The organism is Aeromonas schubertii (assembly GCF_000820105.1).
Taxonomy (GTDB): domain Bacteria; phylum Pseudomonadota; class Gammaproteobacteria; order Enterobacterales; family Aeromonadaceae; genus Aeromonas; species Aeromonas schubertii.
Genome location: NZ_CDDB01000047.1, coordinates 46,821 through 70,165 on the forward strand (window position 1 = coordinate 46,821; position 23,345 = coordinate 70,165).

At 62.5% G+C, this 23,345-nt stretch carries 25 protein-coding genes and 1 riboswitch; of the genes, 5 read left to right on the top strand and 20 right to left on the bottom strand.

Translation table 11 applies throughout. The features are described from left to right. Nucleotides 1-3 precede the first annotated feature (3 nt). Nucleotides 4-2,091: a methyl-accepting chemotaxis protein gene (locus BN1133_RS09210; RefSeq protein WP_231686255.1), complete on the bottom strand. Its 2,088-nt coding sequence runs from the start codon at nucleotides 2,089-2,091 to the stop codon at nucleotides 4-6. Between the two features lie 201 nt (nucleotides 2,092-2,292). Next, nucleotides 2,293-2,955 (bottom strand): GTP cyclohydrolase I FolE, encoded by a 663-nt coding sequence (folE, locus tag BN1133_RS09215; protein WP_050666245.1) that lies wholly within the window; start codon nucleotides 2,953-2,955, stop codon nucleotides 2,293-2,295. Nucleotides 2,956-3,119: 164 nt separating this feature from the next. On the opposite strand from folE, the gene moeA reads away from it, so the two are divergent. Both moeA and BN1133_RS09225 read left to right on the top strand, forming a co-directional pair. Further along, nucleotides 3,120-4,358, top strand: coding sequence for a molybdopterin molybdotransferase MoeA (moeA, locus tag BN1133_RS09220; protein WP_050666246.1), 1,239 nt, complete (start codon nucleotides 3,120-3,122; stop codon nucleotides 4,356-4,358). After that, entirely contained in the window at nucleotides 4,355-5,110 is a 756-nt protein-coding gene (locus tag BN1133_RS09225) for a molybdopterin-synthase adenylyltransferase MoeB (protein WP_050666247.1), read from the top strand. Before moeA ends, BN1133_RS09225 begins: the two co-directional genes overlap by 4 nt. 52 nt (nucleotides 5,111-5,162) lie before the next feature. Here BN1133_RS09225 and BN1133_RS09230 read toward each other — a convergent pair whose 3' ends face one another. The 17 genes from BN1133_RS09230 to moaA form a co-directional block, all read right to left on the bottom strand. Then, on the bottom strand, nucleotides 5,163-5,417 hold the full coding sequence (locus BN1133_RS09230; RefSeq protein ID WP_050666248.1) for a hypothetical protein: 255 nt from the start codon (nucleotides 5,415-5,417) through the stop codon (nucleotides 5,163-5,165). Between the two features lie 22 nt (nucleotides 5,418-5,439). After that, nucleotides 5,440-6,228 carry an alpha/beta fold hydrolase gene (locus tag BN1133_RS09235; protein ID WP_050666249.1) on the bottom strand — a complete coding sequence of 263 codons (789 nt, stop codon included), beginning with the start codon at nucleotides 6,226-6,228 and terminating at the stop codon, nucleotides 5,440-5,442. Continuing rightward, nucleotides 6,228-7,280 (bottom strand): molybdenum ABC transporter ATP-binding protein, encoded by a 1,053-nt coding sequence (modC, locus tag BN1133_RS09240; RefSeq protein WP_153006701.1) that lies wholly within the window; start codon nucleotides 7,278-7,280, stop codon nucleotides 6,228-6,230. The genes BN1133_RS09235 and modC overlap by 1 nt, the downstream gene beginning before the upstream one ends. Beyond that, nucleotides 7,277-7,960 carry a molybdate ABC transporter permease subunit gene (gene modB, locus BN1133_RS09245; RefSeq protein ID WP_005359422.1) on the bottom strand — a complete coding sequence of 228 codons (684 nt, stop codon included), beginning with the start codon at nucleotides 7,958-7,960 and terminating at the stop codon, nucleotides 7,277-7,279. The genes modC and modB overlap by 4 nt, the downstream gene beginning before the upstream one ends. A gap of 3 nt (nucleotides 7,961-7,963) precedes the next feature. Beyond that, entirely contained in the window at nucleotides 7,964-8,689 is a 726-nt protein-coding gene (modA, locus tag BN1133_RS09250; protein WP_050666250.1) for a molybdate ABC transporter substrate-binding protein, read from the bottom strand. A 48-nt stretch (nucleotides 8,690-8,737) separates the two neighbouring features. Beyond that, nucleotides 8,738-9,196 (bottom strand): molybdopterin synthase catalytic subunit MoaE, encoded by a 459-nt coding sequence (moaE, locus tag BN1133_RS09255; RefSeq protein WP_050666251.1) that lies wholly within the window; start codon nucleotides 9,194-9,196, stop codon nucleotides 8,738-8,740. Between the two features lies 1 nt (nucleotide 9,197). After that, on the bottom strand, nucleotides 9,198-9,443 hold the full coding sequence (gene moaD / locus BN1133_RS09260) for a molybdopterin synthase sulfur carrier subunit (RefSeq protein WP_050666252.1): 246 nt from the start codon (nucleotides 9,441-9,443) through the stop codon (nucleotides 9,198-9,200). Next, nucleotides 9,440-9,955: a cyclic pyranopterin monophosphate synthase MoaC gene (gene moaC / locus BN1133_RS09265; RefSeq protein ID WP_050666253.1), complete on the bottom strand. Its 516-nt coding sequence runs from the start codon at nucleotides 9,953-9,955 to the stop codon at nucleotides 9,440-9,442. Before moaC ends, moaD begins: the two co-directional genes overlap by 4 nt. Further along, the gene (moaB, locus tag BN1133_RS09270; RefSeq protein ID WP_050666254.1) at nucleotides 9,952-10,473 is read right to left on the bottom strand and encodes a molybdenum cofactor biosynthesis protein B; all 522 of its coding nucleotides are present in this window, start codon (nucleotides 10,471-10,473) and stop codon (nucleotides 9,952-9,954) included. Before moaB ends, moaC begins: the two co-directional genes overlap by 4 nt. A 177-nt stretch (nucleotides 10,474-10,650) precedes the next feature. After that, a complete protein-coding gene (locus BN1133_RS09275) occupies nucleotides 10,651-11,241 on the bottom strand; it encodes a cytochrome c3 family protein (protein WP_050666255.1) in 591 nt (196 codons plus the stop codon). 11 nt (nucleotides 11,242-11,252) lie between these two features. Next, nucleotides 11,253-11,711 carry a nitrate reductase cytochrome c-type subunit gene (locus BN1133_RS09280; RefSeq protein WP_050666256.1) on the bottom strand — a complete coding sequence of 153 codons (459 nt, stop codon included), beginning with the start codon at nucleotides 11,709-11,711 and terminating at the stop codon, nucleotides 11,253-11,255. After that, a complete protein-coding gene (napH, locus tag BN1133_RS09285) occupies nucleotides 11,708-12,592 on the bottom strand; it encodes a quinol dehydrogenase ferredoxin subunit NapH (RefSeq protein ID WP_050666257.1) in 885 nt (294 codons plus the stop codon). Before napH ends, BN1133_RS09280 begins: the two co-directional genes overlap by 4 nt. Continuing rightward, nucleotides 12,589-13,329 carry a ferredoxin-type protein NapG gene (gene napG, locus BN1133_RS09290; protein ID WP_050666258.1) on the bottom strand — a complete coding sequence of 247 codons (741 nt, stop codon included), beginning with the start codon at nucleotides 13,327-13,329 and terminating at the stop codon, nucleotides 12,589-12,591. Before napG ends, napH begins: the two co-directional genes overlap by 4 nt. A gap of 3 nt (nucleotides 13,330-13,332) precedes the next feature. Then, nucleotides 13,333-15,822: a nitrate reductase catalytic subunit NapA gene (gene napA, locus BN1133_RS09295; protein ID WP_050666259.1), complete on the bottom strand. Its 2,490-nt coding sequence runs from the start codon at nucleotides 15,820-15,822 to the stop codon at nucleotides 13,333-13,335. Then, the gene (locus BN1133_RS09300) at nucleotides 15,819-16,097 is read right to left on the bottom strand and encodes a chaperone NapD (protein WP_050666260.1); all 279 of its coding nucleotides are present in this window, start codon (nucleotides 16,095-16,097) and stop codon (nucleotides 15,819-15,821) included. The genes napA and BN1133_RS09300 overlap by 4 nt, the downstream gene beginning before the upstream one ends. Further along, complete coding sequence (gene napF / locus BN1133_RS19665) at nucleotides 16,087-16,599, bottom strand: ferredoxin-type protein NapF (protein WP_082177973.1); 513 nt, start codon at nucleotides 16,597-16,599, stop codon at nucleotides 16,087-16,089. Before napF ends, BN1133_RS09300 begins: the two co-directional genes overlap by 11 nt. A 228-nt stretch (nucleotides 16,600-16,827) precedes the next feature. Continuing rightward, nucleotides 16,828-17,808 (bottom strand): GTP 3',8-cyclase MoaA, encoded by a 981-nt coding sequence (gene moaA / locus BN1133_RS09310; RefSeq protein WP_050666285.1) that lies wholly within the window; start codon nucleotides 17,806-17,808, stop codon nucleotides 16,828-16,830. Continuing rightward, nucleotides 17,796-17,940: riboswitch (molybdenum cofactor riboswitch) on the bottom strand. It overlaps the preceding gene by 13 nt. 76 nt (nucleotides 17,941-18,016) lie before the next feature. On the opposite strand from moaA, the gene narQ reads away from it, so the two are divergent. From narQ to BN1133_RS09325, 3 genes are all read left to right on the top strand, one after another. Further along, entirely contained in the window at nucleotides 18,017-19,729 is a 1,713-nt protein-coding gene (gene narQ, locus BN1133_RS09315; protein ID WP_050666262.1) for a nitrate/nitrite two-component system sensor histidine kinase NarQ, read from the top strand. Further along, a complete protein-coding gene (gene narL / locus BN1133_RS09320) occupies nucleotides 19,729-20,367 on the top strand; it encodes a two-component system response regulator NarL (protein WP_050666263.1) in 639 nt (212 codons plus the stop codon). The genes narQ and narL overlap by 1 nt, the downstream gene beginning before the upstream one ends. A gap of 106 nt (nucleotides 20,368-20,473) precedes the next feature. Beyond that, on the top strand, nucleotides 20,474-21,049 hold the full coding sequence (locus tag BN1133_RS09325) for an LON peptidase substrate-binding domain-containing protein (RefSeq protein WP_050666264.1): 576 nt from the start codon (nucleotides 20,474-20,476) through the stop codon (nucleotides 21,047-21,049). 207 nt (nucleotides 21,050-21,256) lie between these two features. Here BN1133_RS09325 and BN1133_RS09330 read toward each other — a convergent pair whose 3' ends face one another. Next, the gene (locus tag BN1133_RS09330; protein WP_050666265.1) at nucleotides 21,257-23,344 is read right to left on the bottom strand and encodes an ATP-binding protein; all 2,088 of its coding nucleotides are present in this window, start codon (nucleotides 23,342-23,344) and stop codon (nucleotides 21,257-21,259) included. Nucleotide 23,345 lies beyond the last annotated feature (1 nt).

A 23,345-nucleotide genomic window follows, 5' to 3' on the forward strand; every position in this document is an offset into this window, starting at 1 on the left:
TGCTTAATAACGGAAGCGAGCCATCTTGCTCATCACATCGGCGGCCAAGGAGTCCATGGTACGCCCCTGCTCATCCTGCTCGCGAGCCAAGGCGGTCGACCGCGCCGCTACATCGTGAATGTTGCTCACGTTGCGGCTGATCTCGGCAGTGACCTGTGACTGCTCTTCCGATGCACTGGCGATCTGGGTCGCCATATCCCCGATACGATCCGCGGCGACCACTATCTGTGCCAGCTCGTGCTCGGCCTGCTCGGCGTCCTTCAATACCCTCTGACTCAGGCTGCGCCCTTCATCCATGGTGCCAACCGCCTCGACCGTGGTCTCTCTGAGCCGATCAATCATGGCCTGGATCTCCTTGGTCGATGCCTGGGTCTTGGAAGCAAGCCCACGAACCTCATCAGCCACCACCGCAAAACCGCGCCCATGCTCACCGGCTCGTGCTGCCTCGATAGCCGCGTTGAGCGCCAGCAGGTTGGTCTGCTCCGAGATGGTACGGATCACATCCAGGATGCTGCCGATCTGCACCCCTTGCTGCTGCAAGGAGGCGATCTGACTCGCCACCTCGGCGAACTGCTCGGTCAGATGACGGATCCCGCCCGCCGCCGCGCCCACCACCTCTTGACCCCGATGCACAGCCTTACGGGTATCTTCCACGGCACCGGCCGTCTGCTGGGCATGGCTCGATACCGAGTCGGCAGTGGACGCCATCTGGTTCACCGCAGTGGCCACCATCTCGATCTCCTGCAGTTGACGCCGGCTATTGTCCAGACTCTGCTGCGCCTGATCTGCAGCACAGGAGGCGCGCGACTGCAGAGTCTGCACGGTCACGGCAGTATCGCTGACTATCTCATGAACCGAGTGAACAAAGCGGTTGATCCCCTCGGCCAGCTTACCGGTCTCATCACGCCGTTTCACATCGAGACGCTGGGTCAGATCGCCACCGGCTGCCGACAAACGCGCCACCATGCGGGCCGTCTGGTCAACCGGTCGCGAGATGGATCCGGCCGCCCAGGCAAGACCCAGCAGCCCCAGCACAGCCATCAGGATCCCCACCAGAAGCTGCATCCAGAGGCCATCGGCAAACTGCTGGGCCCTCACCTCTTCGGCACTGACATGGCTGGCCAACAACGCCTGTAGCGGCACTTCAATGGCAATGCCCCAGGCTTGGGAGACCCGATTGATAGGGATGGGAGCAAAGACACCGAGCAAGCCTTCGCGCTCATATTGCTGCGCCCTGGCCTGGCTCACCATCGCCATCACGCCGCTCTCTTCAAGGCGCTTGCCGATCTGATCTGGCTGGGCCGAGTCAGCCGCCACTATTCCCTTGGGGCTTAGAATGCGCACTCTGGCCTGGCCCTGATAGAGATCCTGACTCAAGCGCTCGGTGAGTTGCTGCAGGTAATTGAGGGAGTAATCGACCCCCACCAGCCCGAGATAACGCCCCTGCTCCAGTACCGGCACCACAAAGGAGGTGAGCAGGGTCGGCTTGCCATCGACCGTATAGACAGAAGGGTCGACGGCGCAAGCAGCCTTGCTCTCCATCGGACAGAGGTACCATTCGGAGGCGCGGATCCCGGTGGCGGAAGGGGTCTTGCTGTAGTAATCCCCCAGTGGCGCAAGATTGTAACCGTTCTGGGATCGGCTCCAATAGGGGGCAAAATTGCCGCTGGCCTGACTGTGGCGACCATCTTTGGTAAAGGCCGCGTCCTGACCATCGAACGTATCAGCCTCCCAGCCACTGTAAATGCTAAGAAAATCGGGATTGCGTTCGACCACATCCTTGAGCAAGGCGGTTGCCTGTGTCCGGGTGATGGGCTCTGCCTGATGGGTATTCCCACCCAACAGGGCCGCCAAGGTCCCGGCTGTATCCAGGGCCTGCTCAAAACGACGACCTACCTCTCCGGCCTGTTGGCTGGCCAGCGCCTCGAGCCAGCGTCCCGTCTCATGGCGAGCCTGCTCCCGGATCGCCTGCTGGATCTGCTCCTGGGTTGATGAAAGAGAGAGATAGCCATAACCGACCACGCTGAGCACGGTCGCCAGCAAAAGACAGCCACCCCATAGCATTACCTGATGCCTGATGGATCGAAACATGATGTCACCCGAACAGATTTGAATTCGAAAGCGCATCATAGCCGAGGGAAAAACGGCAGAGTAAGTGACAATTCACCCACTAAGTGAAGCTTGGGAGGGCAATCACGAAAATAAAATGTTCGTTAACGAAAGTAGCAGGAATGGTCGATATAGAGGCTTTCGCCGCCCCGAACGCATAGACGGAGGGGCGGCACATGTCGGCTAGCGGCCAACCCGCAGCATGCCGAGGAACTCGGCGCGGGTATCGGGCTGGGTCTTGAAGACCCCACCGAGGGAGGTGGTGGTGGTGGCAGAGGTGGCATCCATCACCCCGCGCGCCTTGACGCAGTAGTGGGTGGCCGTGATGCTGATGGCCACATCCCGGGTACCGAGCAGGGTCTGCAACGCCAGCAGCACCTGCTGGGTGAGGCGCTCCTGCACCTGGGGGCGACGGGCGAAGAACTGGACGATGCGGTTGATCTTCGACAGCCCAATCACCTTGCCACGGGGGATATAGGCCACGTGAGCCATGCCGTCTATGGTGACGAAATGATGCTCGCAGGTGCTGGTCAGGGAGATATCCTTCACCACTATCATCTCATCCACCTGCATCTTGTTCTCGATCACCGTCACCTTGGGGAAGGTGCTGTAGTCGAGGCCGGCGAAGATCTCATTGACGTACATCTTGGCGATGCGGTGGGGCGTCTCGGCCAGGCTGTCATCCTCGAGATCCAGGGAGAGCAGCCCCATGATGGCACGCATATGCTCTTCGATGCGGGCCTGCTTCTCGGCACGATCCAGGGTGCTCGGCACCATGGGGGTCTCCAGCCCCTGGGCTATCAGGGCATCGCGGACCAGTTTGGCGTGTGTGCTCAGCTCACTCATGCTTCACTCTCTTCAATCGGGGACGTACGCAGCGCATTAGTAGATGCGTAAGTACAGTACATTGCAAGTCAAACCTCGCTACCCCATATGGGGAAACTGCCCATATGACCGCTTTTTTGAAATAATGAGCCTCATTTGCCAGCCTGCCACCCAAAGGAGGCCCCATGGGTCAATCCGCACTGCGTCCCCTGGACGAAGCCCTGCACGAGATGCTCACCACGCTCCCAGCCCTTACCGACACCCTCACGCTGCCCATCGAGCAGGCACTGGGCCGGGTGCTGGCAGTACCGATCATCTCCCCGATGGATGTTCCCCCCTTCGATAACTCGGCGATGGATGGCTATGCCCTGCGCAGCGCCGATCTCGTCGCCGGCGATAGCCTGCTGCTGCAGGGACGTGCCCTGGCGGGCCATCCCCTGGGGTGCGAGGGGGCCTATGGCTCTGTCTGCGAGGCGGGCCACTGCGTGCGTATCATGACGGGTGCCGCCCTGCCCGAGGGGGCCGACTGCGTCATCATGCAGGAGGAGGCGCAGGCCGACGGTAACCGCATCACCTTCACCACCAAGCCAGCCACCGGGCAACACGTGCGCCGCTGGGGAGAAGACATCGCCCGGGGAGCCGAGGTACTGGCCGCCGGCACCCGCCTGACCCCCCGCGAGCTGCCTCTGCTCGCCTCGCTTGGCATCGCCCGCGTCCAGGTGCTGCGCCCCCTCAGGGTGGCCCTGCTCAGCACCGGCGATGAGCTCAAGCCGGTGGGCACCCCCCTTGCTCATGGGGAGATCTATGACTCCAACCGCTACGGGGTGCGTGCCATGCTCGAGCGCCTCCAGGTGGAGATCCTCGATCTCGGCATCATCCCCGATGATCCCGAGCAGCTGCGCGCCGCCTTCCTGCGTGCCCGGCGCGAGGCCGATGCCCTCATCACCTCGGGCGGCGTCTCTGTGGGTGAGGCGGACTACACCAAACAGCTGCTCGAGGAGCTCGGGGAGATCGGCTTTTGGAAGCTGGCTATCAAGCCCGGCAAGCCCTTCGCCTTCGGTCGTCTCGAGCAGACCTGGTTCTTCGGCCTGCCCGGCAATCCTGTCTCGGCCATGGTCACCTTCGATCAGCTGGTGCGCCCGGCCCTGGCCCGCCTCGCCGGCGAGACAGTGCGCCCGCCCCTGCGTCTGACCGCCACCGCCGCCGAAGGGCTCAAGAAGGCGCCCGGTCGTCTCGATTTTCAACGCGGCATCCTCGAGAGCACCCCGACCGGACTGGTGGTGCGCAGCACCGGCTCCCAGGATTCGGGGGTCTTTAGCTCCCTCTCCCGGGCCAACTGCTACATAGTGCTCGAGCGCGAGCGTGGCCAGGTGGCTGCCGGGGAGTCGGTCACCGTCGAGCCCTTCGGGAGCCTGCTGCAATGAGCGAGATCCTGAGCGACGAGGAGCTGCTGCGCTACAACCGCCAGATCATCCTCAAATCCTTCGACTTCGAGGGGCAAGAGGCGCTCAAGCAGGCCCGGGTGCTGGTGATCGGGGCCGGCGGCCTCGGCTGCGCCGCCGCCCAATACCTGGCGGTGGCCGGGGTGGGCCAGCTCACCCTGGTCGACTTCGACACGGTCGAGCGCTCCAATCTGCAGCGCCAGGTGCTCCACTGCGACGCTCGCCTCGGACAGAGCAAGGTGGCCTCTGCCGCCACCACCCTCGAGAGCCTCAACCCCTATGTCAAGGTGCGCCCCCTCCAGGCCCAGGCGGATGAGGCACTGCTCGAGGCGGAGCTGCCCAGGCACCATCTGGTGCTCGATTGCAGCGACAATCTGCCGACCCGCAACCTGCTCAATCGCCGCGCCCGCGCCCATCGGGTACCGCTGGTCAGCGGCGCCGCCATCCGCTTCGAGGGGCAGGTGTGCAGCTTTCAGTGGCACCCGGAGGAGCCCTGCTACGAGTGCCTGAGTCAACTGTTCGGCGAGCAGGCTCTCACCTGTGTCGAGGCGGGCATCATGGCTCCCGTGGTCGGGATCGTCGGCAGCCTGCAGGCGCTTGAGGCGATCAAGATCCTGAGTGGCTGCGGCGAGCCGCTGACTCACCGCATGCTGCTTATCGACGGTCTGACCGGCCAGTTTCGCCCCCTGCGCCTGCCGAGGCGCCCCGATTGCCCCGGCTGCGCCGAAGACTAAAACGATGAGCCCGGCAACGCCGGGCTCATCGCTACCAGGGGAAGAGAAATCCTCAGGGCTCGCAGTGCACCTGTGCATCGGGCCGATAACTGCCCAGGCTGGCCAGGGTCAGCACCCCCTCCACCGGCCCCTGACGACTCGTCAGATGCAGCGTCTCCCCCTCACCACAGCGCCCGGCAAGCTCCTGCGAAGAGGCAGAATTCATGGTCAGCTGGCTCGTCCCCGCCTGCTGATGCAGGGTGACGCTCTGCTGGGCACAGGCCCCCAGGGTGATGACCAGAAGACCGATGATCAGATGATCGTTCATCGCCGTTGTGACTCCCTCTCGCTCAATAGTAATGAATGTCGGTTAAGAAACGCTCCAGCAGCCGGTTACAGGCCGCCGGATCCTCTGCCGGCCAGGCATGGTGGCCGGTCGGGGTGAAGATACGCCCATCGGGCAGGGAGGCAAACTGGGCCACCCGCTGCGCCAGGGGAAGATAATCGTCACTGCTCGATACCAGTGCCACCGGCTGGTGTAGCGTGCTCAGGCGGGCTCGCACACTCCAGCCGGGCAGCGCCTCGAGCAGGGTGCGATAGACTCGCTTGTGGTTACGCACGAAGCGCTGGCGGAAGGTGTGGCGCAGCGCTCGCTGCTCGGGGGCGGGAAACAGGCTGAGCCCCAGCCACCAGGCGAGCGGCCACATCCCGATCCAGCGCAACCACTTGAGCCGTTGCTCGAAGCGGGCACGGTCGGCCTCATTATCGAGAGAAAACTCGGCAAAGCCGTTGATCAGCATCATGCCGTCCACTCGCCCGGGACGGGCCAGGGCCACCTCGAGGGCTATCATGGCCCCGAGCGACAACCCTATCAGCACCACCTGACCCGGCTGCTCGTCGAGCCAGTTCACCACGTCGGCGCACAGTTGCCCCGGATTGAGGGGCCCCTCCAGGGTGCTCAGGCCGTGGCCGCGCAGATCCAGTGCCACACAGCGATAGTGGGGTGAAAAGTACTCGATCTGGGCCTGCCAATCGAGGCTCGACGAGCCCAGTCCATGCAGAAAGAGCAGCAAGGGCCCCTCCCCTGCACTGCGTTGATAGAGCCCCTTGACCCGACTCTCTTTACGTTTTCGGCGCATCACGCCTCCCCCAGCAGACTGACTGCCTTGATATAAGCAAAGACCTCCTGCCCCTGCATCAGTCCCAAACGCTCGCTGGAGCGGCGAGTGATGCGCGCGAGCAGCCGCTGCTCCCCGAGTGCCAGCTGCAACAGGCTCTGACCCGGCAGCGGTGACTGCTGCTCCCGAAGCCGTGTCGTCAGACAGTTGGAGAGGCTGGAGCCCTCGATGGGGCGCGTCGCCACCACCACGTCCCTGGCCGCCACCTTGATACGCACCGGGCCCGGCATATCCGGGGGCAGGGGCATGGTCACAAACAGGGATTGGCCGGCCAGATGCAGCTCGGCCATCTGCTCCTCTTCATGCCAATGCACCAGCTCGGCACAGAGGATCACCCCGGCATCGTCGCGGCTGGCGAGCGGCAGGTCGAGACGGGCAAACAGGGCATCCGGCGCCCCCTGAGCCAGGGCTCGCCCCCCCTCGAGCAGGATCAGCTCGTCACAGAGCATGCCCACCTCCTCCATGGCGTGGGTCACGTAAAGCATGGGCAGGCCGCTCTCTCGCTGCAGGCTCTGCAACTCGTGGATGAGGTGCAGGCGGCTGCGTCGATCGAGGGCCGAGAAGGGCTCATCGAGCAGTAGCAGGCTCGGCTCGGCGAGCAGGGCACGGGCCAGAGCAACCCGCTGGCGCTGGCCACCCGAGAGAGCCGAGGCGCGCTGGCCGAGCAACTCATCGAAGCCAAGCCGCACGGCGAGCTCCCGGGGACGCCAACGCCCCCGCCCCTTGCCGGCGGCGAGCTCGAGGTTGCCCAGTACACTCAGGTGACCGAAGAGGCGCGCATCCTGAAACACCAGGCCGATGCGCCGCCCCTCGGCTGGCAGTGCGGCGAGCTCGCGTCCCTGCCAGCAGAGGCGATCGCAAGGGGCCCGCTCGAGCCCTGCGATGGCCCGCAGCAGGGTGCTCTTGCCACTGCCAGAGGGACCAAACAGGCCGCAGATCCCCTCCCCTCGCCAACTCAGCTCACAGGCGAGATCCCAGGCACCATAGAGACGCCGCAGGGACAGACTCATCATGCGAACATCCTCCGCTGCCGGCGCTGCAACACCCCGTAGACCAGCACCAGCACCACCATGGCAAAGGCGAGCAAGCCGCCGGCGAGCAGGTGAGCGTTGGCATAATCCTGGGCCTCCACATGATCAAACAGGGCAATCGAGAGCACCTGGGTCTCACCGGGTATGTTGCCCCCAATCATCAGCACCACACCGAACTCTCCCAAGGTGTGAGCAAAGCCCAGAGCCGCGGCCATCACGAAGCTCGGCAACGTCATGGGCAGCACGATGCGAAAGAAGCGCTCGACCGGCCCCAGTCCCAGGGTGGCCGCCGCCTCCAGCTCCCGGTTGCCCAGGTTGACGAAGGCCGAGGTGAGCGGCTGCACCACGAAGGGGAGCGAATAGATAAGCGAGGCGAGCAGCAGGCCGCTGAAGCTGAACGCCAGCTGGCGATCGAACAGGGCCCGCCACCCCTGCCCCAGGGCCGTCTCGGGGGAGAAGGCGATGAGCAGGTAGAAGCCCAGCACGGTCGGCGGCAGCACCAGGGGCAGGGCCACCAGCGCCTCCACCACGGGACGCAGCCAGTGACGGCTGCGGGCCAGCCACCAGGCCAGCGGCGGCGAGAGCAGCAGCAGGATCCCCGTGGTGCAGGCGGCGAGCTTGAGGGTCAGGCCAATGGCCAGCAGATCGGCAGGACTCGGCATGGTTTAACCGGCGCCGGGCAGGCCGTAACCGGCGGCGGCAATCATGGTGCGCCCTTGCTCACTGCCCAGCCAGCCGACCAGCGCCTCGGCGGCTACCCCGGATTTGAGCACGATTCCCTGCTGCTCGATGGAGGGATAGAGCTCGGCCGGCACGGCCCAGGCCTCTGCCGTCTTGCCCGCCTCCACCAGATTGGCCCAGGCGACGAAGCCAAGCTCGGCGTTGCCGCTGTGCACAAACTGCCAGGTCTGGCCTATGTTGGTACCGGTCAGGAGGCGATACTGGGCAGGATCGAGCTTGAGGTGGGTCAGGGTCGCCATGGCGGCGGCACCATAGGGGGCGGTGCGGGGGTTGGCGATGGCCAGATTCCCGCGCCAGCTGCGCAAAAACGCCTCGTCAGGGGCAGGACCACCCCGATGCCACAGCCCCAGCTTGCCGATGGCATAGGTAAAACGCCCCTCCCCCTTGCCCTCGCGCTCGAGCTTCTCGGGGGTGGCCGCATCGGCGGAGAGGAAGAGATCGAAGGGAGCCCCGTGGCTTATCTGGGTGTAGAGCACCCCGGTCGCCGCCGCGCTGATGGTGACCGTGTGACCGGTCTGTGCCGTGAACGCCTCGGCAATCTTGCCGAGTGTCCCCTTGAAGTTGGCGGCCACCGCCACTCGCACCTCGTCGGCCTGCGCGGCCGGCACGGTCAGCATCAGGGCAAGCGCCCACCCCCATTGACGATTCATCCATACACTCCTTGCCTGAAAACGGACCCCGGGGTCCAGGGACGCGGTCTACTCGTGCCAGCGAGCGGCCGCCTCGTTATCACTCTCTTTGGCCTCGACCCAGTAGCGGCGCCCATCGGTGCTGAGCTCGCGCTTCCAGAAGGGGGCCCGGGTCTTTAAGTAATCCATGATGAAGTGGCAGGCGGCGAAGGCCGCCTCCCGGTGTGCCGAGCTCACCGCCACCAGCACGATCTGATCCCGAAGCTGCAGATCCCCCACCCGGTGGATCAGGGTACACCCCTGCAGCGGCCAACGGGTCTTGGCCTCGTCCACGATGGCGGCGAGCGCCTTCTCGGTCATGCCCGGATAGTGCTCCAGCGACAGGCCGGCCACCTGCTCCCCCTGGTTCATGTCGCGCACCTTGCCAACGAAGGTGACGATGGCCCCGCAGGCGGGATCCCCAGAGAGGCGTTCATACTCGGCGGCGAGGCTGAAATCCTCCCGCTGCACCCGAATCATCGGCTCCATCTCAGCCCCCCGTGACCGGCGGGAAGAAGGCCACCTCGTCCCCCCCCTTGATGGGGGTATCGAGGGGCACCAGGGTCTGGTTGACCGCCACCAGCAGCTTGCCGGGCTCGAGCGCCAGGGCCCACTTGTCGCCGCGCAGGGCAAGCGCCGCACGCAGCGCCTCGGCGGTGGCGAACTCGTCGTTCATGGCCAGGGCATCGCAGCCGACCAGCTCGCGCACCTGGGCAAAAAACAGCACCTGGATCATGGCTGCTCTCCTTCAATGGGTTGATCGTTCTTCATATCGGCCTGGAAATGGCCCGACTTGCCGCCGCGCTTCTCGAGAAGGCGCACCGGGCCGATGACCATGTCCTTTTGCACCGCCTTGCACATGTCGTAGATGGTGAGGGCGGCTACCGAGGCGGCGGTGAGCGCCTCCATCTCCACCCCGGTCTTGCCCGAGAGCTTGCACACCGTCTCGATACGCACCCGATGTTGCGCCGTTTCGGGGGTGATCTCCACCTCGACCCGGGTCAGGGCCAGCGGGTGGCACAGGGGGATGAGATCGGCGGTCTTCTTGGCCGCCATGATGCCGGCGATGCGGGCGGTGGCAAACACGTCCCCCTTGTGGTGAGCACCGGAGAGGATGAGGCCCAGGGTCTCGGGGGCCATGGAGACAAAAGCCTCGGCACGCGCCTCGCGTTCGGTGACGGCCTTGGTGGTCACATCCACCATATGGGCCTCGCCCCGGCCATTGAGATGGGTCAGTTCAACGCTCATCGGGACTCCTCGCCAAGATGGCTGACAAAGTTACAGGGTCGGGTGGTCGCGTCGAGCTGGGGGGCGATCAGTTGCTCCCAGCCGAGGCGGCAGGCACCGGTTGAACCGGGCAGACAGAAGATGGCGGTACGGTTGGCAAGACCGGCCAGGGCGCGGCTCTGCAGGCTGGCCGCGCCGAGCTCGGCAAACGAGAGTTGGCGAAACAGCTCGCCAAACCCCTCGATGGGACGATCGAACAGGACCGACAGCGCCTCGGGGGTGCAGTTGTGCGCGTAGAAGCCGGTGCCCCCGTTGACCAGCACCACCTCGATGGCGGGATCGGCGATCCAGGCCGAGACCTGGGCCCGCAGCCGGTAGCGATCGTTGGGCAACAGGGCCCGCTCGGCGAGGCGATGACCCGTCTTGATCACTGCATCCGCCAGATAACTCCCCGAGCTGTCCTCATCGAGGGTGCGCGAGTCGGTCACCGTCAGCAGCGCGATGGCGAGGGGACGAAAAGGGGCAACACACTTGGCCATGGCAGTTCCTCACAGAAGGCGACATCAGGCAAAACCGGCCGTCATCCCCGATGAGGGGGCGGCCAAAGCAGGGGGCTATTCTACCAGAGAGAGAACATAACTGCTTGTTCTGACTGGGTGCGGCAGGGCGATGAACGCTCGCCCAAAAAGAAGGCCGGCTTGCGCCGGCCTGACTTGTCAGAAGCCCGGAACTCCGGACATCTCGGGGAGCTGGTGCGCTATCCCCTTGTGGCAATCGATACAGGTGTTCTCGCCGCTGGCCAGGTTGGTGGAGTGCATCTTGGATGCACGCTGACCTTGCAAGGAGAAGTCCATGTACTCGAAGTTGTGACAGTTACGGCACTCGCGCGAGTCGTTGTCCTTCATCCGTTTCCACTCCCGCTCGGCCATCTCGCGGCGGTGTGACTCGAACTTCTCTCGGGTATCGACCTTGCCGGTCATCTTGCCCCACAGCTCCTTGGAGGCCTGTACCTTACGAATGATCTTGTAGGTCCACTCGTGGGGAACATGGCAATCCGGGCAGCTGGCGCGCACGCCGGAGCGGTTGGCATAGTGGATGGTGTCGCGATACTCCTGGAACACGTTGTCACGCATCTCGTGGCAGCTGGTACAGAAGGCCTCGGTGTTGGAGGCCTCCATGGCGGTGTTGAAGCCACCCCAGAAGATGACGCCACCGAAGAAGCCGAGCATCAGGATCACCCAGAGCGCCGCCTTGGAAGGGGACTTGAAGGTGACCCAGAGTCGCTGGATAAAACCGGGTAATTTCATCGTCTCGCTCCTTACTCCAGGGACTCAACCGGCTTGAAGGTGTTCTCCACCAGCGGTTTGGCATCGGCCTGGGGCACGTGGCACTGCAGACAGAAGTAACGACGCGGGGAGACTTCGCCAAGGGTCATGCCGTCGCGGGTCTCGAAGTGGGTCGGGCTTATCTTGGGTGCCTTCATCTTGCTCGCATTCTTGAAGCTGTGGCAAGAGAGGCACTTGTTGACCTTGGTATCCACCTCATAGTTGCGGACATCGTGCGGGATCAGGGGCGGTTGGTGCATGTACTGACGATCGTACGGCTCTCCATCCTTGCGATAATTCTTGAAGGGAGCCGGGGTCGCCTCGCTCCCCAGATCCGTGGTCCCGCGCTCGGAACGGACACCACCGGTGTCCGTGTTGAACTCGGGGGTTTCGGCGGCCATCAGACCACCCGCCAGCAGGCAGGCCAGCATTGCTCCAATCAGCTTTTTCATTGTTGTTTCTCCGACATGTTGTCTGCCTTCACGGCAAATCCTACCGAAATGGTAAACACCTGTTCCGCGCACACATCGATGCAGCGGCCACAGTTAAGGCACTCCTGTGCCGAGATGAGCGGCCCGTGTCCACGCCTTGCCCCGTGCACCGGTCCCTTGAGGATCGGCCGTTCGGGGCAGACGGCATAACAGTCCATACAGTTGCTGCAACGATCGCGACCACTGGCAGAAATCTTGATAAACCCGATCCGGTTTACCAGCGCCCAGAAGGCCCCGACCGGACAGAGATGACCACACCAGCCTCGCTCCACCACAAACAGATCAAACAGGAAGAGTGCCAGCAAGAGACTCCAACCGGCTCCCATACCAAACAGCAGACCCCGCAGGGCCAACGGCACCGGATTGACCCACTCCCACACCAGCACGCCCGTCGCCACCGGCAGCACCAGAACCATGGCAAGCAGCCAGTAACGGGCCGAGCGAGAGAGGGAGCTGCCGGCGCGAAGACCAAGGCGCATCCTAAGCCAGGCCGCCGCATCGGTGATGAGGTTGACCGGGCAGACCCAGGAGCAGAACACCCTTCCTCCGACCAGCCAGTAACCCGCCAGCACGATGGCACTGCCCACCCAGAGAGTGGTCAGGGGCCAGTGGCCGGCAGCCAGGCTCTGCAGCAACACCAGGGGATCGGAGAGCGGCACCAGATCGAGCAGCAATGAGCTCGAGAGGTTCCCCTTCATCACCCACAAGCCCGCCAATGGGCCGAGCAGAAACAGGGCCACCACCGACAGCTGGGTCAGGCGACGCAGCAGCAGGAAGCGGTAGGCATGCCACAACCCCAGCGTCTCGCGCGCCTCGTGCCCGGGGATACGCACCTTGCTCATAGCCCCTCCGGTTTGCGTACAGGAAGGGTCAGCTTGTCCCCGATGAGAGACTTGCCGGCCTTCTCCTTCTCTTCCCAACCGAGCCGGTAGTGATGTCCCAGCTCCCCCTTGGCAAGCTGGCGCGGCAGCACCTTGATCGCCGCCTCTTCCAGCACGCAGGCATGCTCGCACTTGCCGCAGCCGGTGCAGATATCGCTGTGCACCGTGGGCAGAAAGATGGCGTGCTTGCCGGTACGGGCGTTGTGCTGCAGATCCAGGGTGATCGCCTTGTCGATCAGCGGACAGACCCGATAGCAGACGTCGCAGCGCAGCCCGAGGGCATTGAGGCAGGTCTCGTGATCGATGAGCACGGCCACCCCCATGCGGGCATCGTCGATCTCCGTCAGGGCCGGATCCAGCGCCCCGGTCGGACAGGCGACCACACAGGGAATGTCATCACACATCTCGCACGGCACCTGACGCGCCGAGAACCAGGGGGTTCCCGTGGTCACCGGCTCGAACCAGCGAGCCAGCTTCAGGGTGTCGTACGGACATGCCTCGACACAGAGCCCGCAGCGCACGCAGGCGCCGAGGAACTCCCCCTCCACCAGGGCACCGGGCGGACGCAGGGCCTGGGCCGGCAACCCGTCGGCTTGCTGGCGTGCCAGGGCCCCGAGGCCGAGGCCAAGCAGCCCCACCCCGCAGGCCCCTTTGGCCATCTCACCGATAAACTGTCGCCGGGTCACCGCTCTGCTCATGGCTTAGGCCTTCATCACCTTGACGGCACACTTCTTGAAATCCGTCTCTTTCGAGAGGGGATCGGTGGCATCCAGGGTCAGCTTGTTGACCAGTTGGCTGGCATCGAAGAAGGGCATGAAGACCAGTCCCTTGGGCGGCTTGTTACGGCCCCGGGTCTCGATACGGGTCTTCACCTCACCGCGACGAGAGACTACCTTCACCTCGTCACCCCGGCGCAGATTACGCGCCTTGGCGTCGTCCGGGTGCATGAAGAGCACCGCATCGGGGAAGGCGCGATAGAGCTCGGGCACGCGACGGGTCATGGTGCCGGTGTGCCAGTGCTCGAGCACGCGACCGGTAGAGAGCCACAGGTCGTACTCGGCATCGGGCACTTCCGCAGCCGGCTCGAAGGGCAACGCGAAGATCACCGCCTTGCCGTCAGGCTTACCGTAGAAACGCACCCCCTCCCCGGCCTTGACGTAGGGGTCGAACCCTTCGCGATAGCGCCACAGGGTCTCTTTGCCATCCACCACGGGCCAGCGCAGACCGCGGGCTTCATGATAGGTGTCGAAGGGGGCCAGATCGTGACCATGGCCGCGACCGAAGCTGGCATACTCTTCAAACAGCCCCTTCTGGACGTAGAAACCGAAGTGCTCGGCTTCATCGTTGAGGGGGCCCTTGCACTCCTCTTTCTTGAACTTGTTGATGGCACCGTTGGCATAGAGCACATCGAACAGGGTCTTGCCCTTGAGCTCGGGCATCTTGGCGATGAGATCGGCGGGCCACACCTCTTCCACGGTGAAACGCTTGGAAAACTCCATCAACTGCCACAGGTCAGACTTGGCTCCTTCCGGAGATTTCACCTGCTGATGCCAGAACTGGGTGCGGCGCTCGGCGTTACCATAGGCCCCCTCTTTCTCGACCCACATGGCGGTGGGCAGGATGAGGTCGGCCGCCTGGGCGGTCACGGTCGGATAGGGGTCGGAGACCACCACGAAGTTGCGCGGATCCCGGTAGCCAGGCAGACGCTCCTCGTTGATGTTGGGGCCGGCCTGCATGTTGTTGTTGCACATCACCCAGTAGGCGTTGAGCTTGCCATCCTTGAGCATGCGATCTTGCAGCACGGCGTGGAAACCGGGCTTCTCGGGGATGGTGCCGTCGGGGATCTGCCAGATCTTCTCGGTCACGGCGCGGTGCTTGGGATCGGTCACCACCATGTCCGCCGGCAGGCGGTGGGCGAAGGTACCCACTTCACGGGCGGTGCCGCACGCAGAGGGCTGGCCGGTCAGGGAGAAGGGACCGTTGCCCGGCTCGGAGATCTTGCCGGTCAGCAGATGGATGTTATAGCAGAGGTTGTTGGCCCAGACGCCACGGGTGTGCTGGTTAAAGCCCATGGTCCAGTAGGAGACCACCTTCTTGGTGGGATCGGCGTAGATCTGGGCCAGCTTCTCGAGCTTGTCCACCGGTACACCGGACATCTTGGAGACCTTCTCCACGTCGTAATCGGCCACGAACTTGGCGAACTCGTCGAAGCTCATGGGAGTGGCGTCGCCCGCGTCGGGGTTCTTGGCCTTCTGCTGCAACGGGTGAGTCGGACGCAGGCCATAGCCGATGTCGGTGACCCCCTTCTTGAACACAGTGTGCTTGCTGACGAACTCCTTGTTCACCTTGTCGTTCTGGATGATGTAGTTGGCGATGTAGTTGAGGATCGCCAGATCAGCCTGCGGGGTGAAGATCATCGGGTTGTCGGCCAGCTCGAAGCTGCGGTGCTCGAAGGTCGAGAGCACATGAACCTGCACATCCGGCTTGGAGAGACGGCGATCCGAGATACGCGACCAGAGGATGGGGTGCATCTCGGCCATGTTGGAGCCCCACAGTACGAAGGCGTCGGCCTGCTCGATGTCGTCGTAGCAGCCCATGGGCTCGTCCATGCCGAAGGTGCGCATGAAGCCGACAACCGCAGAGGCCATGCAGTGACGGGCGTTGGGATCGATATTGTTGGAGCGGAAACCGGCCTTGAACAACTTGGCGGCAGCATAACCTTCCCAGACGGTCCACTGGCCGGAGCCAAACATGCCGACGGCGGTGGGCCCCTTCTCTTTCAGGGTCGCCTTGAACTTCTCGGCCATGATGTCGAAGGCCTGATCCCAGCTGATGGGAGCAAACTCGCCCTCTTTGTCGAATTGGCCATTTTTCATCCGCAGCAGCGGCTGGGTCAGGCGGTCTTCCCCGTACATGATCTTGGAGAGGAAGTAGCCTTTGATACAGTTGAGGCCACGGTTGACCGGCGCATCCGGATCCCCCTGGGTCGCGACCACACGGCCTTCCTGGGTTCCCACCAGCACAGAGCAACCGGTACCGCAGAAGCGGCAGGGGGCCTTGTCCCAGTGAATGGCGGTCTTCTCCGTACTGGTGATCAGATTGGCCGCCAGGGAGGGGGCACTGATCCCGGCCGCTGCAGCGGCTGCCGCCACCGCATTGGCCTTCATAAAGTCACGTCGACTCAGCTTCATGACAGGTCCTCACATTGTTTTTGTTCGTCGAATTGATGGTAGATCAGCGCCGCCGAGATGACGGCCGGTATGGCATTGATCCGGTCAATGGCTTCAATGATCTGGCGCTGGCGACTCCCCTCCAGGGTCACCACCAGCTTGCCCTCGTCGCTGACGGCATGGACCTCGGCCCCCTCGATCAGGGCCACCGCCTCCGCCACCTCGTGGCGTCTGACGGGCTGGGTCAATACCAGCAGACTGGAGACATGGTACTCCCCACTCTTCTCATGCTTCATGGGATGCGTCCTTACTATCGATTACCCTGATGGCCTGTGCCGGACAGGCGGCCACACAGGCGCCACAACCGGTACAATCGGCCACGGTCAGAGTGGGAACGGGAATGCCGCGCGGGGCGGGGCTAAAACGGATGGCGCGTGGTTCGCAAGAGTCCTGGCAGGATTGGCAGAAGACCTGACCGAAGGCCAGACACCCCTCACCGATGCGGGCGACCAGTTGCCATGGAGTCTGTTCACGGGGAAGAAACAGGGGTTCATTGCAGGCATCGACGCAGGCACCGCAGAAGGTGCATTCGCCATGCTGAAAATTGAGGGTGGGGAAACCGCCGTCCCCCTGAACGATGATCCCTTCGGGACAGGCAGCGAGGCAATCACCGCAACGGCTGCAGCCGGCGACGAAGTCGCTCCATGGTATTGCCCATGGCAGGGGTAGTGCTTTGGCCGGGCTCCGCAATCGACCGCGCAGCAGTGCGCGACGAGTCGGATCGACTCCCTGTGACATGCGTGTTCCTCTCTCGCCCCAGAAGGCCACCCTAAGGATGGCTAAATGTGCTTTAAGATGCACATATTCTTGTTATGGCTATAGTGCAGGGGAGAGAAAAGGGGGCATATACCACCAGGGGGATAAATCGCTGGGGTTATTGCGTTAGATCAAAAACTTAACTAAGTCACCCAGAGCCAGGTGACTATTTCAATACCGATTAATGACTATTTGGCGCGGCCGGCGCCCTCACCCCCCCAGAGAGGCGAGATGGGGCGTGGTACCACTATTGCCCTCATGAAGACGATGGGCTGCCAGCTTGTGGCCAAGTGCTTGCTGCACCCGAGCCATCAACGCCTCCTGGTGATCGTCATCGCCCAGCAGGTCCCGCAGCATCACCCCATCGTCACCAAACAGGCAGAGATGAAGCTTGCCGAGGGAGGAGACCCGCAGCCGGTTGCACCCGGCACAGAAGTCCTTGCTGTAGGGCATGATGAGGCCGACCCCTCCCCGGTAGTCGGGGTGACAGAAGACCTGGGCCGGGCCCGCATCCTGGGCTCGCAGCTGTTGCACCCAGCCGGCATCGAGCAGCTGCGCCTTGATCGCCTCACCACTGGCATGGTGGCGGGCAAACAGGGAGTCCATCTCGCCGGTTTGCATCAGCTCGATGAAGCGCAGCTCAATGGGTTGATCCTTGATCCAGGCGAGAAAGGTGGCGAGATCACGGTCGTTGAGTCCCTTGAGCAGCACCGCATTGACCTTAACCCGCTCAAAACCGGCGGCGAGGGCGGCGTCGATGCCAGCCATCACCTCGGCAAGCTTGTCCTCTCCGGTGATGCGATGGAACTGACGGGCATCGAGACTGTCCACACTCACGTTGAGGCTGGTGAGCCCGGCCTCACGCCACTCGGCGACGCGCTCCTTGAGACGATAGCCGTTGGTGGTCATGGCCACCTGGGAGATCCCCGGGGTCTGTGCCACGGCCCGAATGATGTCGGTAAAGTCACGACGCAAGGAGGGCTCGCCCCCGGTCAGACGCACCTTGCGAGTCCCCATGGCCGCAAAGGCATGGGTCACCCGGCGGATCTCGTCGAGAGTCAGGAAGTGGTTGCGCCCCTGGGGCTGATAACCGTCCGGCAGGCAGTAGGTGCAACGAAAGTTGCACACCTCGGTAACCGACAGGCGCAAATAGTGAAAACGACGGGCATGACCGTCCACAAGCAGCGACATAAACACCTTTCCAAATACGGGAGGCCAGGGCATTTCTTTCCTGACCCTTAACACGCCGGCAACCCGGGTGTTCGGCCGGCCTCCCCTATCCAGACAAGGACTTAGGCAAGACGGCTCGGAGTTCAATAGTGTGCCGATGCTAGCACAAGATGAGTTACTATGCCCACGTTACCAAAGGGGTATTTCTTGAATGTGGTTGCAATTTCCGATGAAAAAGTGGTTTGAGGTGCGCTCGGTGAGCAGTGCCATCGGCCGATCCATGTTGCTGATCCTCTTTATGGCGAGCCTCATCGCCCTGGTCGCCATGGTGACGCTCTTCTATTCGGTGCCTGACGCCAAGGCCATCAACCTCTCCGGCTCCCTGCGCATGCAGGCCTACCGAATGGCCTATGAGATCTCCCGGGAGCAGCCGGTCTACTCGAGACTCAACCAGTTCGAACAGACGCTCCATGCCGCCGAGCTGCAGGAGACCCAACGCTGGATCACTCCGGCTTCCCTGCGCCGCACCTATAGCCGGGTGCTGAGCGAATGGGCCGTGATGCGCCAGCACATCGAAAACGACACCCCCGAACGCTACTCGGCCAACACAGAGCAGTTTGTCTCGGCCATCGACGAGTTCGTCAACGAGATGCAGTATCACGTGGAGTTCAAGGTGCGGATGCTGGCGCTGGCCGAGGGGTTGGGCTTGCTCGCCATCATCGTCATCGCCTGGTTCACGGTGCGTTTCACCCGCCGCCAGGTGGTGGCCCCCCTCAATCAGCTGGTGGCCTGCGCCCGACAGATTGAGCAGCGCAACTTCCATCTCTACCTTCCCCCCCGCTGGCCCAATGAGCTGGGTGAACTCTCGGGGGCATTTGCGACCATGGCCAGCGAACTCGACAAGCTCTATCGGGATCTCGAAGGCAAAGTAGAAGAGAAGACCGCCAAGCTGCAGCAGGCCAACGATACCCTCTCATTTCTCTACAGCACGGCCCAGAAGCTGCACGAGGCCCCCCTCAGTAGCCGCACCCTGGCCAAGTTGCTCGACAGAGCCGCCGCCCACCAGCGCATCGCCCATATTCGTCTCACCCGTTTCGAGCGTAACGCCATGCCGGTCTATATCACGGGGCGAACCGGCTGGCCGGGGGATCTCGAGGGTGTTGAGCACTTTTATCTGCAGATGGACGAGCAGGAGTATGGCCGCCTCGATCTCATCAGCGACTTCCCCATCGATCAGCGCCTGATGAAGAACTTCGCCATGCTGCTGGCCCAGGTGCTGCACAAGGATCAATCCCTGCTGCAACACCAGCGGCTGCTGCTGATGGAGGAGCGTGCCGTCATCGCCCGTGAACTGCACGACTCCCTGGCCCAGGCCCTCTCCTACCTGAAGATCCAGGCGACCCTGCTCAAACGCTCCTTTGCCAAGGGGCAGAGCGAGAAGGCCGAGCAGGCCATGCAACAGATCGATGAGGGGCTCGGTAATGCCTATACCCAGTTGCGGGAGCTGCTGGGCACCTTCCGCCTCACCATAGGGGATGCGGATCTTGGGGAAGCGATTGCGGTGATGCTTGATCAGCTCAAGCCTCAAACCAAGGCCGATATCGAGCTCGACTACCGCCTGTCGAGCAGCGATCTCGAGGCAGGACAACACATTCACATACTGCAACTCATCCGTGAGGCAGTTCTCAATGCGATTAAACATGCCAACGCCCGGGTGATTGATGTTAGGTGCGAAACCCTCTCCGATGGTACTATCCGGGTTCAAGTGACCGATGATGGTGTGGGCATAGGCTCATCCAAATCCGCAGTCAATCACTATGGTCTGAGCATCATGAACGAGCGGGCGAGCAAGCTTCGTGGACAGTTAAGCATCAGCGATCGCACTCCCCAGGGAACCTGTGTGGACCTTATTTTTCCCGTTATTCAGACAAGAGAAACCTGATGGACGACTTCAAATATTCCATTCTGGTCGTAGATGACCATCCCCTGATGCGCAAAGGGATTGTGCAGCTGCTCTCACTGGAAGAGAACGTCGAGGTGACCGGCGAGGCCGCCAACGGCGCCGATGCCATCGCCATGGCCCGCGAATCCGAGCCCGACCTCATCCTGCTCGATCTCAACATGAAGGGCCTCTCCGGTCTCGATACCCTGCGAGCCCTGCGCGCCGAGGAGATCACCTCCCGGGTGGTGATCCTCACCGTCTCCGACTCACGCCAGGATGTGGTCGCCCTGCTCAAGGCGGGTGCCGACGGCTATCTGCTCAAGGACACCGAACCCGAGCTGCTGCTGGCGCAACTGGAAGAGGTGATGAGTGGCAAGCAGATCCTGAGCGAACCCCTGCGCCCCTACCTGGAGAATCTCTACGAGACCGACCATCTGCAAGAGAAGCTGGAAAGCCTGACGCGTCGCGAAATGCAAATCCTTCGCGAAATTGCAAAGGGTCTCTCCAACAAGCAGGTTGCCTCCGTCCTCCATATTTCAGAAGGCACGGTCAAGGTTCACGTCAAGAGCCTGCTCAAGAAACTCGAGGCCCAGAGCCGTGTCGAGGCGGCGGTAATGTATCTCGAGCAGCGCCAATAAGCGCACGATAAGTGAGCTGAAAACGGGCCTCGTGCCCGTTTTTTTATTATTGGCATGCCAACTGCAAAGTCCTGTTTGAGACAGCTTCAGACAGGGAGACCGTATCATGGCACAACAATCAATCGCCCTATTCCCCCTGCCCTCGCACATATTGCCGGGGGGAAAACTGCCGCTGCGGCTGTTCGAACCCAATCATATTGAGATGCTCAAGGAGTCACTGATAGGCGACTGCGGCTTTGGCATCGTGATGGAAGAGAACACCGCCACCGGCCTCTGTGGCCGTATTCTTCCGGTGGGGACCCGGGTGAAGGTCATCGACTTCTACACCCTCAATGACGGGCTGCTGGGTGTCACCGTCCTCGGCATGGAGCGCTTCTATATTCATGAGCTACACACCGATGAGCACGGCATCAAGCGTGCCCGGGTCGAGTCGCTGCCCAACTGGCCCAGACTCAGTTCAGACAACAGCGATGAAGTACTGGTCACCCGGCTGCAGGATATCTTCGCCCAGTACCCGGAACTCGATGAGCTCTATCCGGAGAAGCGCTATGAGGATGCCGCCTGGATCTGCCAACGTTGGCTCGAGCTGTTACCCATGCCGGTACAGGAGAAACAGGGGCTCATCGCCAAACAAAACAGCGACGCCGCCAGACAGTTTTTGCACAAGTTGATTACCCCGTGAGGGGATGCAAAATGCAACTATCGCATTTTGCATAAGGACAAATTCGCAATATGCAAAGAATCGCTCACAATAACGACAAAACAACGGGAAAAAACAAACGAAAAAGTTGGCACGACTTTTTCATATAGTAGGAACAACCCGATTTATCCCGTGCTCTCTTCAGTTATGCTGAAGAATTGGTCAACCTGATCCAGGTTGACCTTTTTTTTATCCACCGAGGCCTGGAAAGAAGGTATCGATGCAACCCCTGAGTTGGGAAAGACTGATCGGCTTGGCCAGGAAGTGATCCATCCCGGCAGCCAGGCAAGCATCCCTGTCATCGGACATGGCATTGGCCGTCAAGGCGACGATAACGCCATCATAACCCAGACGACGCAACCGACGGGTTGCCTCAAGGCCATCCATCTGCGGCATCCGCATGTCCATGAAGATAAGGTCGGGGCGCGTCAATACAACCTGCTCTATCGCCTCTACACCGCTGTCACACACGCGCACCCCGCTGACCAGCTTCTGCAGCATCAGGGAGACCACCAACTGATTGACACGGTTATCTTCAACCACCAGGACATCGAGCGGACGCACCGGCCCATCAGGGCTGGGCTCGCTGGCGTGCTGCTCGCAGGAGAGCGACAAACCGGGTAGCTCGAACCAGAAGCGGCTTCCCCGCCCAGGCTGGCTCTGTACACCTATCTCCCCCCCCATCTGGTGCACCAGCCGCTTGCAGATAGCCAGACCCAGTCCAGCTCCCTCATAGCTGCGTGACGAGGAGTTGTCCCCCTGAACAAAGGGCTCAAACAGGCGCTCGACCTGCGCCTCGTCAATGCCGATCCCGCTGTCGTCCACCGTCACATAGAGACGCTCCTGGTGCCACTCCAGCGTGATGGAGACGTGGCCCTGCTCGGTAAACTTCAAGGCGTTGCCAACCAGGTTGCCGATAATTTGTGAGAGCCTGACCGGATCACCGAAGAGACGATCGGGTACATGGGGAGCAACCGTGAGGGCAATGTCGACCCCCTTCTCCCGCCCCTGCTGGTAGAGCGACGCCAGATTGAGTTGGCACAAGGCCCGGATATCCATCTCCTCACAGTGGATCTGCAAGGTCCCCGACTCAATCTTGGAGAGATCGAGCACATCGTCGATGATGGTCTGCAGCAGCCTGGCCGAGTGAGTTGCATGGCCAAGCAGGGCTCGTTGCTCCTCGGCGAGGGGGGCACTGTGCAGCAGATCCAGCATGCCGAGCACGGCGTTCATGGGGGAGCGGATCTCGTGGGTCATCATGGCCAGGAAACGGGACTTGGCCAGGCTCGCCGCCTGGGCCGAGTCACGGGCCGCCGAGAGCTCCTGCTCACGGCGGATCTGGGGGCTGATATCCCTGGCTGTGCCGCGGTAGCCGACAAAGCGGCCACCCTCGTCAAAACCGGGCTGCGCATTGAGCTCGAGCCAAACCAGCCCTTCCCTGCGCCGCATGGCAGCCCGCAAACCACGCACCGGCTCGAGACGAACCAATTGCTGCTGATAGTCCTGCTCCCCTTCATGGAGGATCAGGGGCAGCTCCAGCAGGCTCATTCCCATCAGGTTCTGGCTCAGGGCCGGCTCCTTTTGATCGGGCGTCGAGATATAGCGCAGCCTGTGCTCGGCATCGCACTCCCAAAACCAGTCCGATGCCATGCCGGCAAAATTACGGAAACGGGCCTTGCTGGCCTGCAGCGCCTGGGTCTTGAGACGCACCTGCTCTTGCAGGCGGCTGCGATAGGCGATGTTGACCAGCGCCTGGGAAATCAAGGGACGGCAGCGCTGCAGCGCGGCTTTGCTCTTGAGGTCGAGCGCTCCGGGCCGGCTGTGGCGACAGAGCAGCAGCCCCTCGAAACCGGGGACCGAGAGACCGGTCACCAGTACGCTGCGCCATCTGGGGTCCTCTGCAACAGGCAGAAAATCAGGCAGCAGCGCCGGCTCGTAGAGCACCAGGGTCTCGCCCCCCAGCGCCCGCTCGAAGGCCCGTCCCAGCGGCCAGTACGCGGGAGAGTGCTCACCATCGGAGCCGAAGATGGGGGTGCAAACGCTCGGCCCGACAGTCAGTACGATTGCCGCCTCAAAACCGATAAAGGGTTGCAACACCCCGATAAGACCGGCCAATACCGCATCCTGATCCTGCGCATCGGCCAGGGCGGCGATCCCCCTGAGCAGGGTCTCAGACTCGCTTCGATAATGGGACTCTCTATCCTGAGTCCGCGCCAACTCCGCCAAGGTTGCCTGTAACCGCTCCCCCAGCATTTCTTGTGAATCGTGATGGGTCATC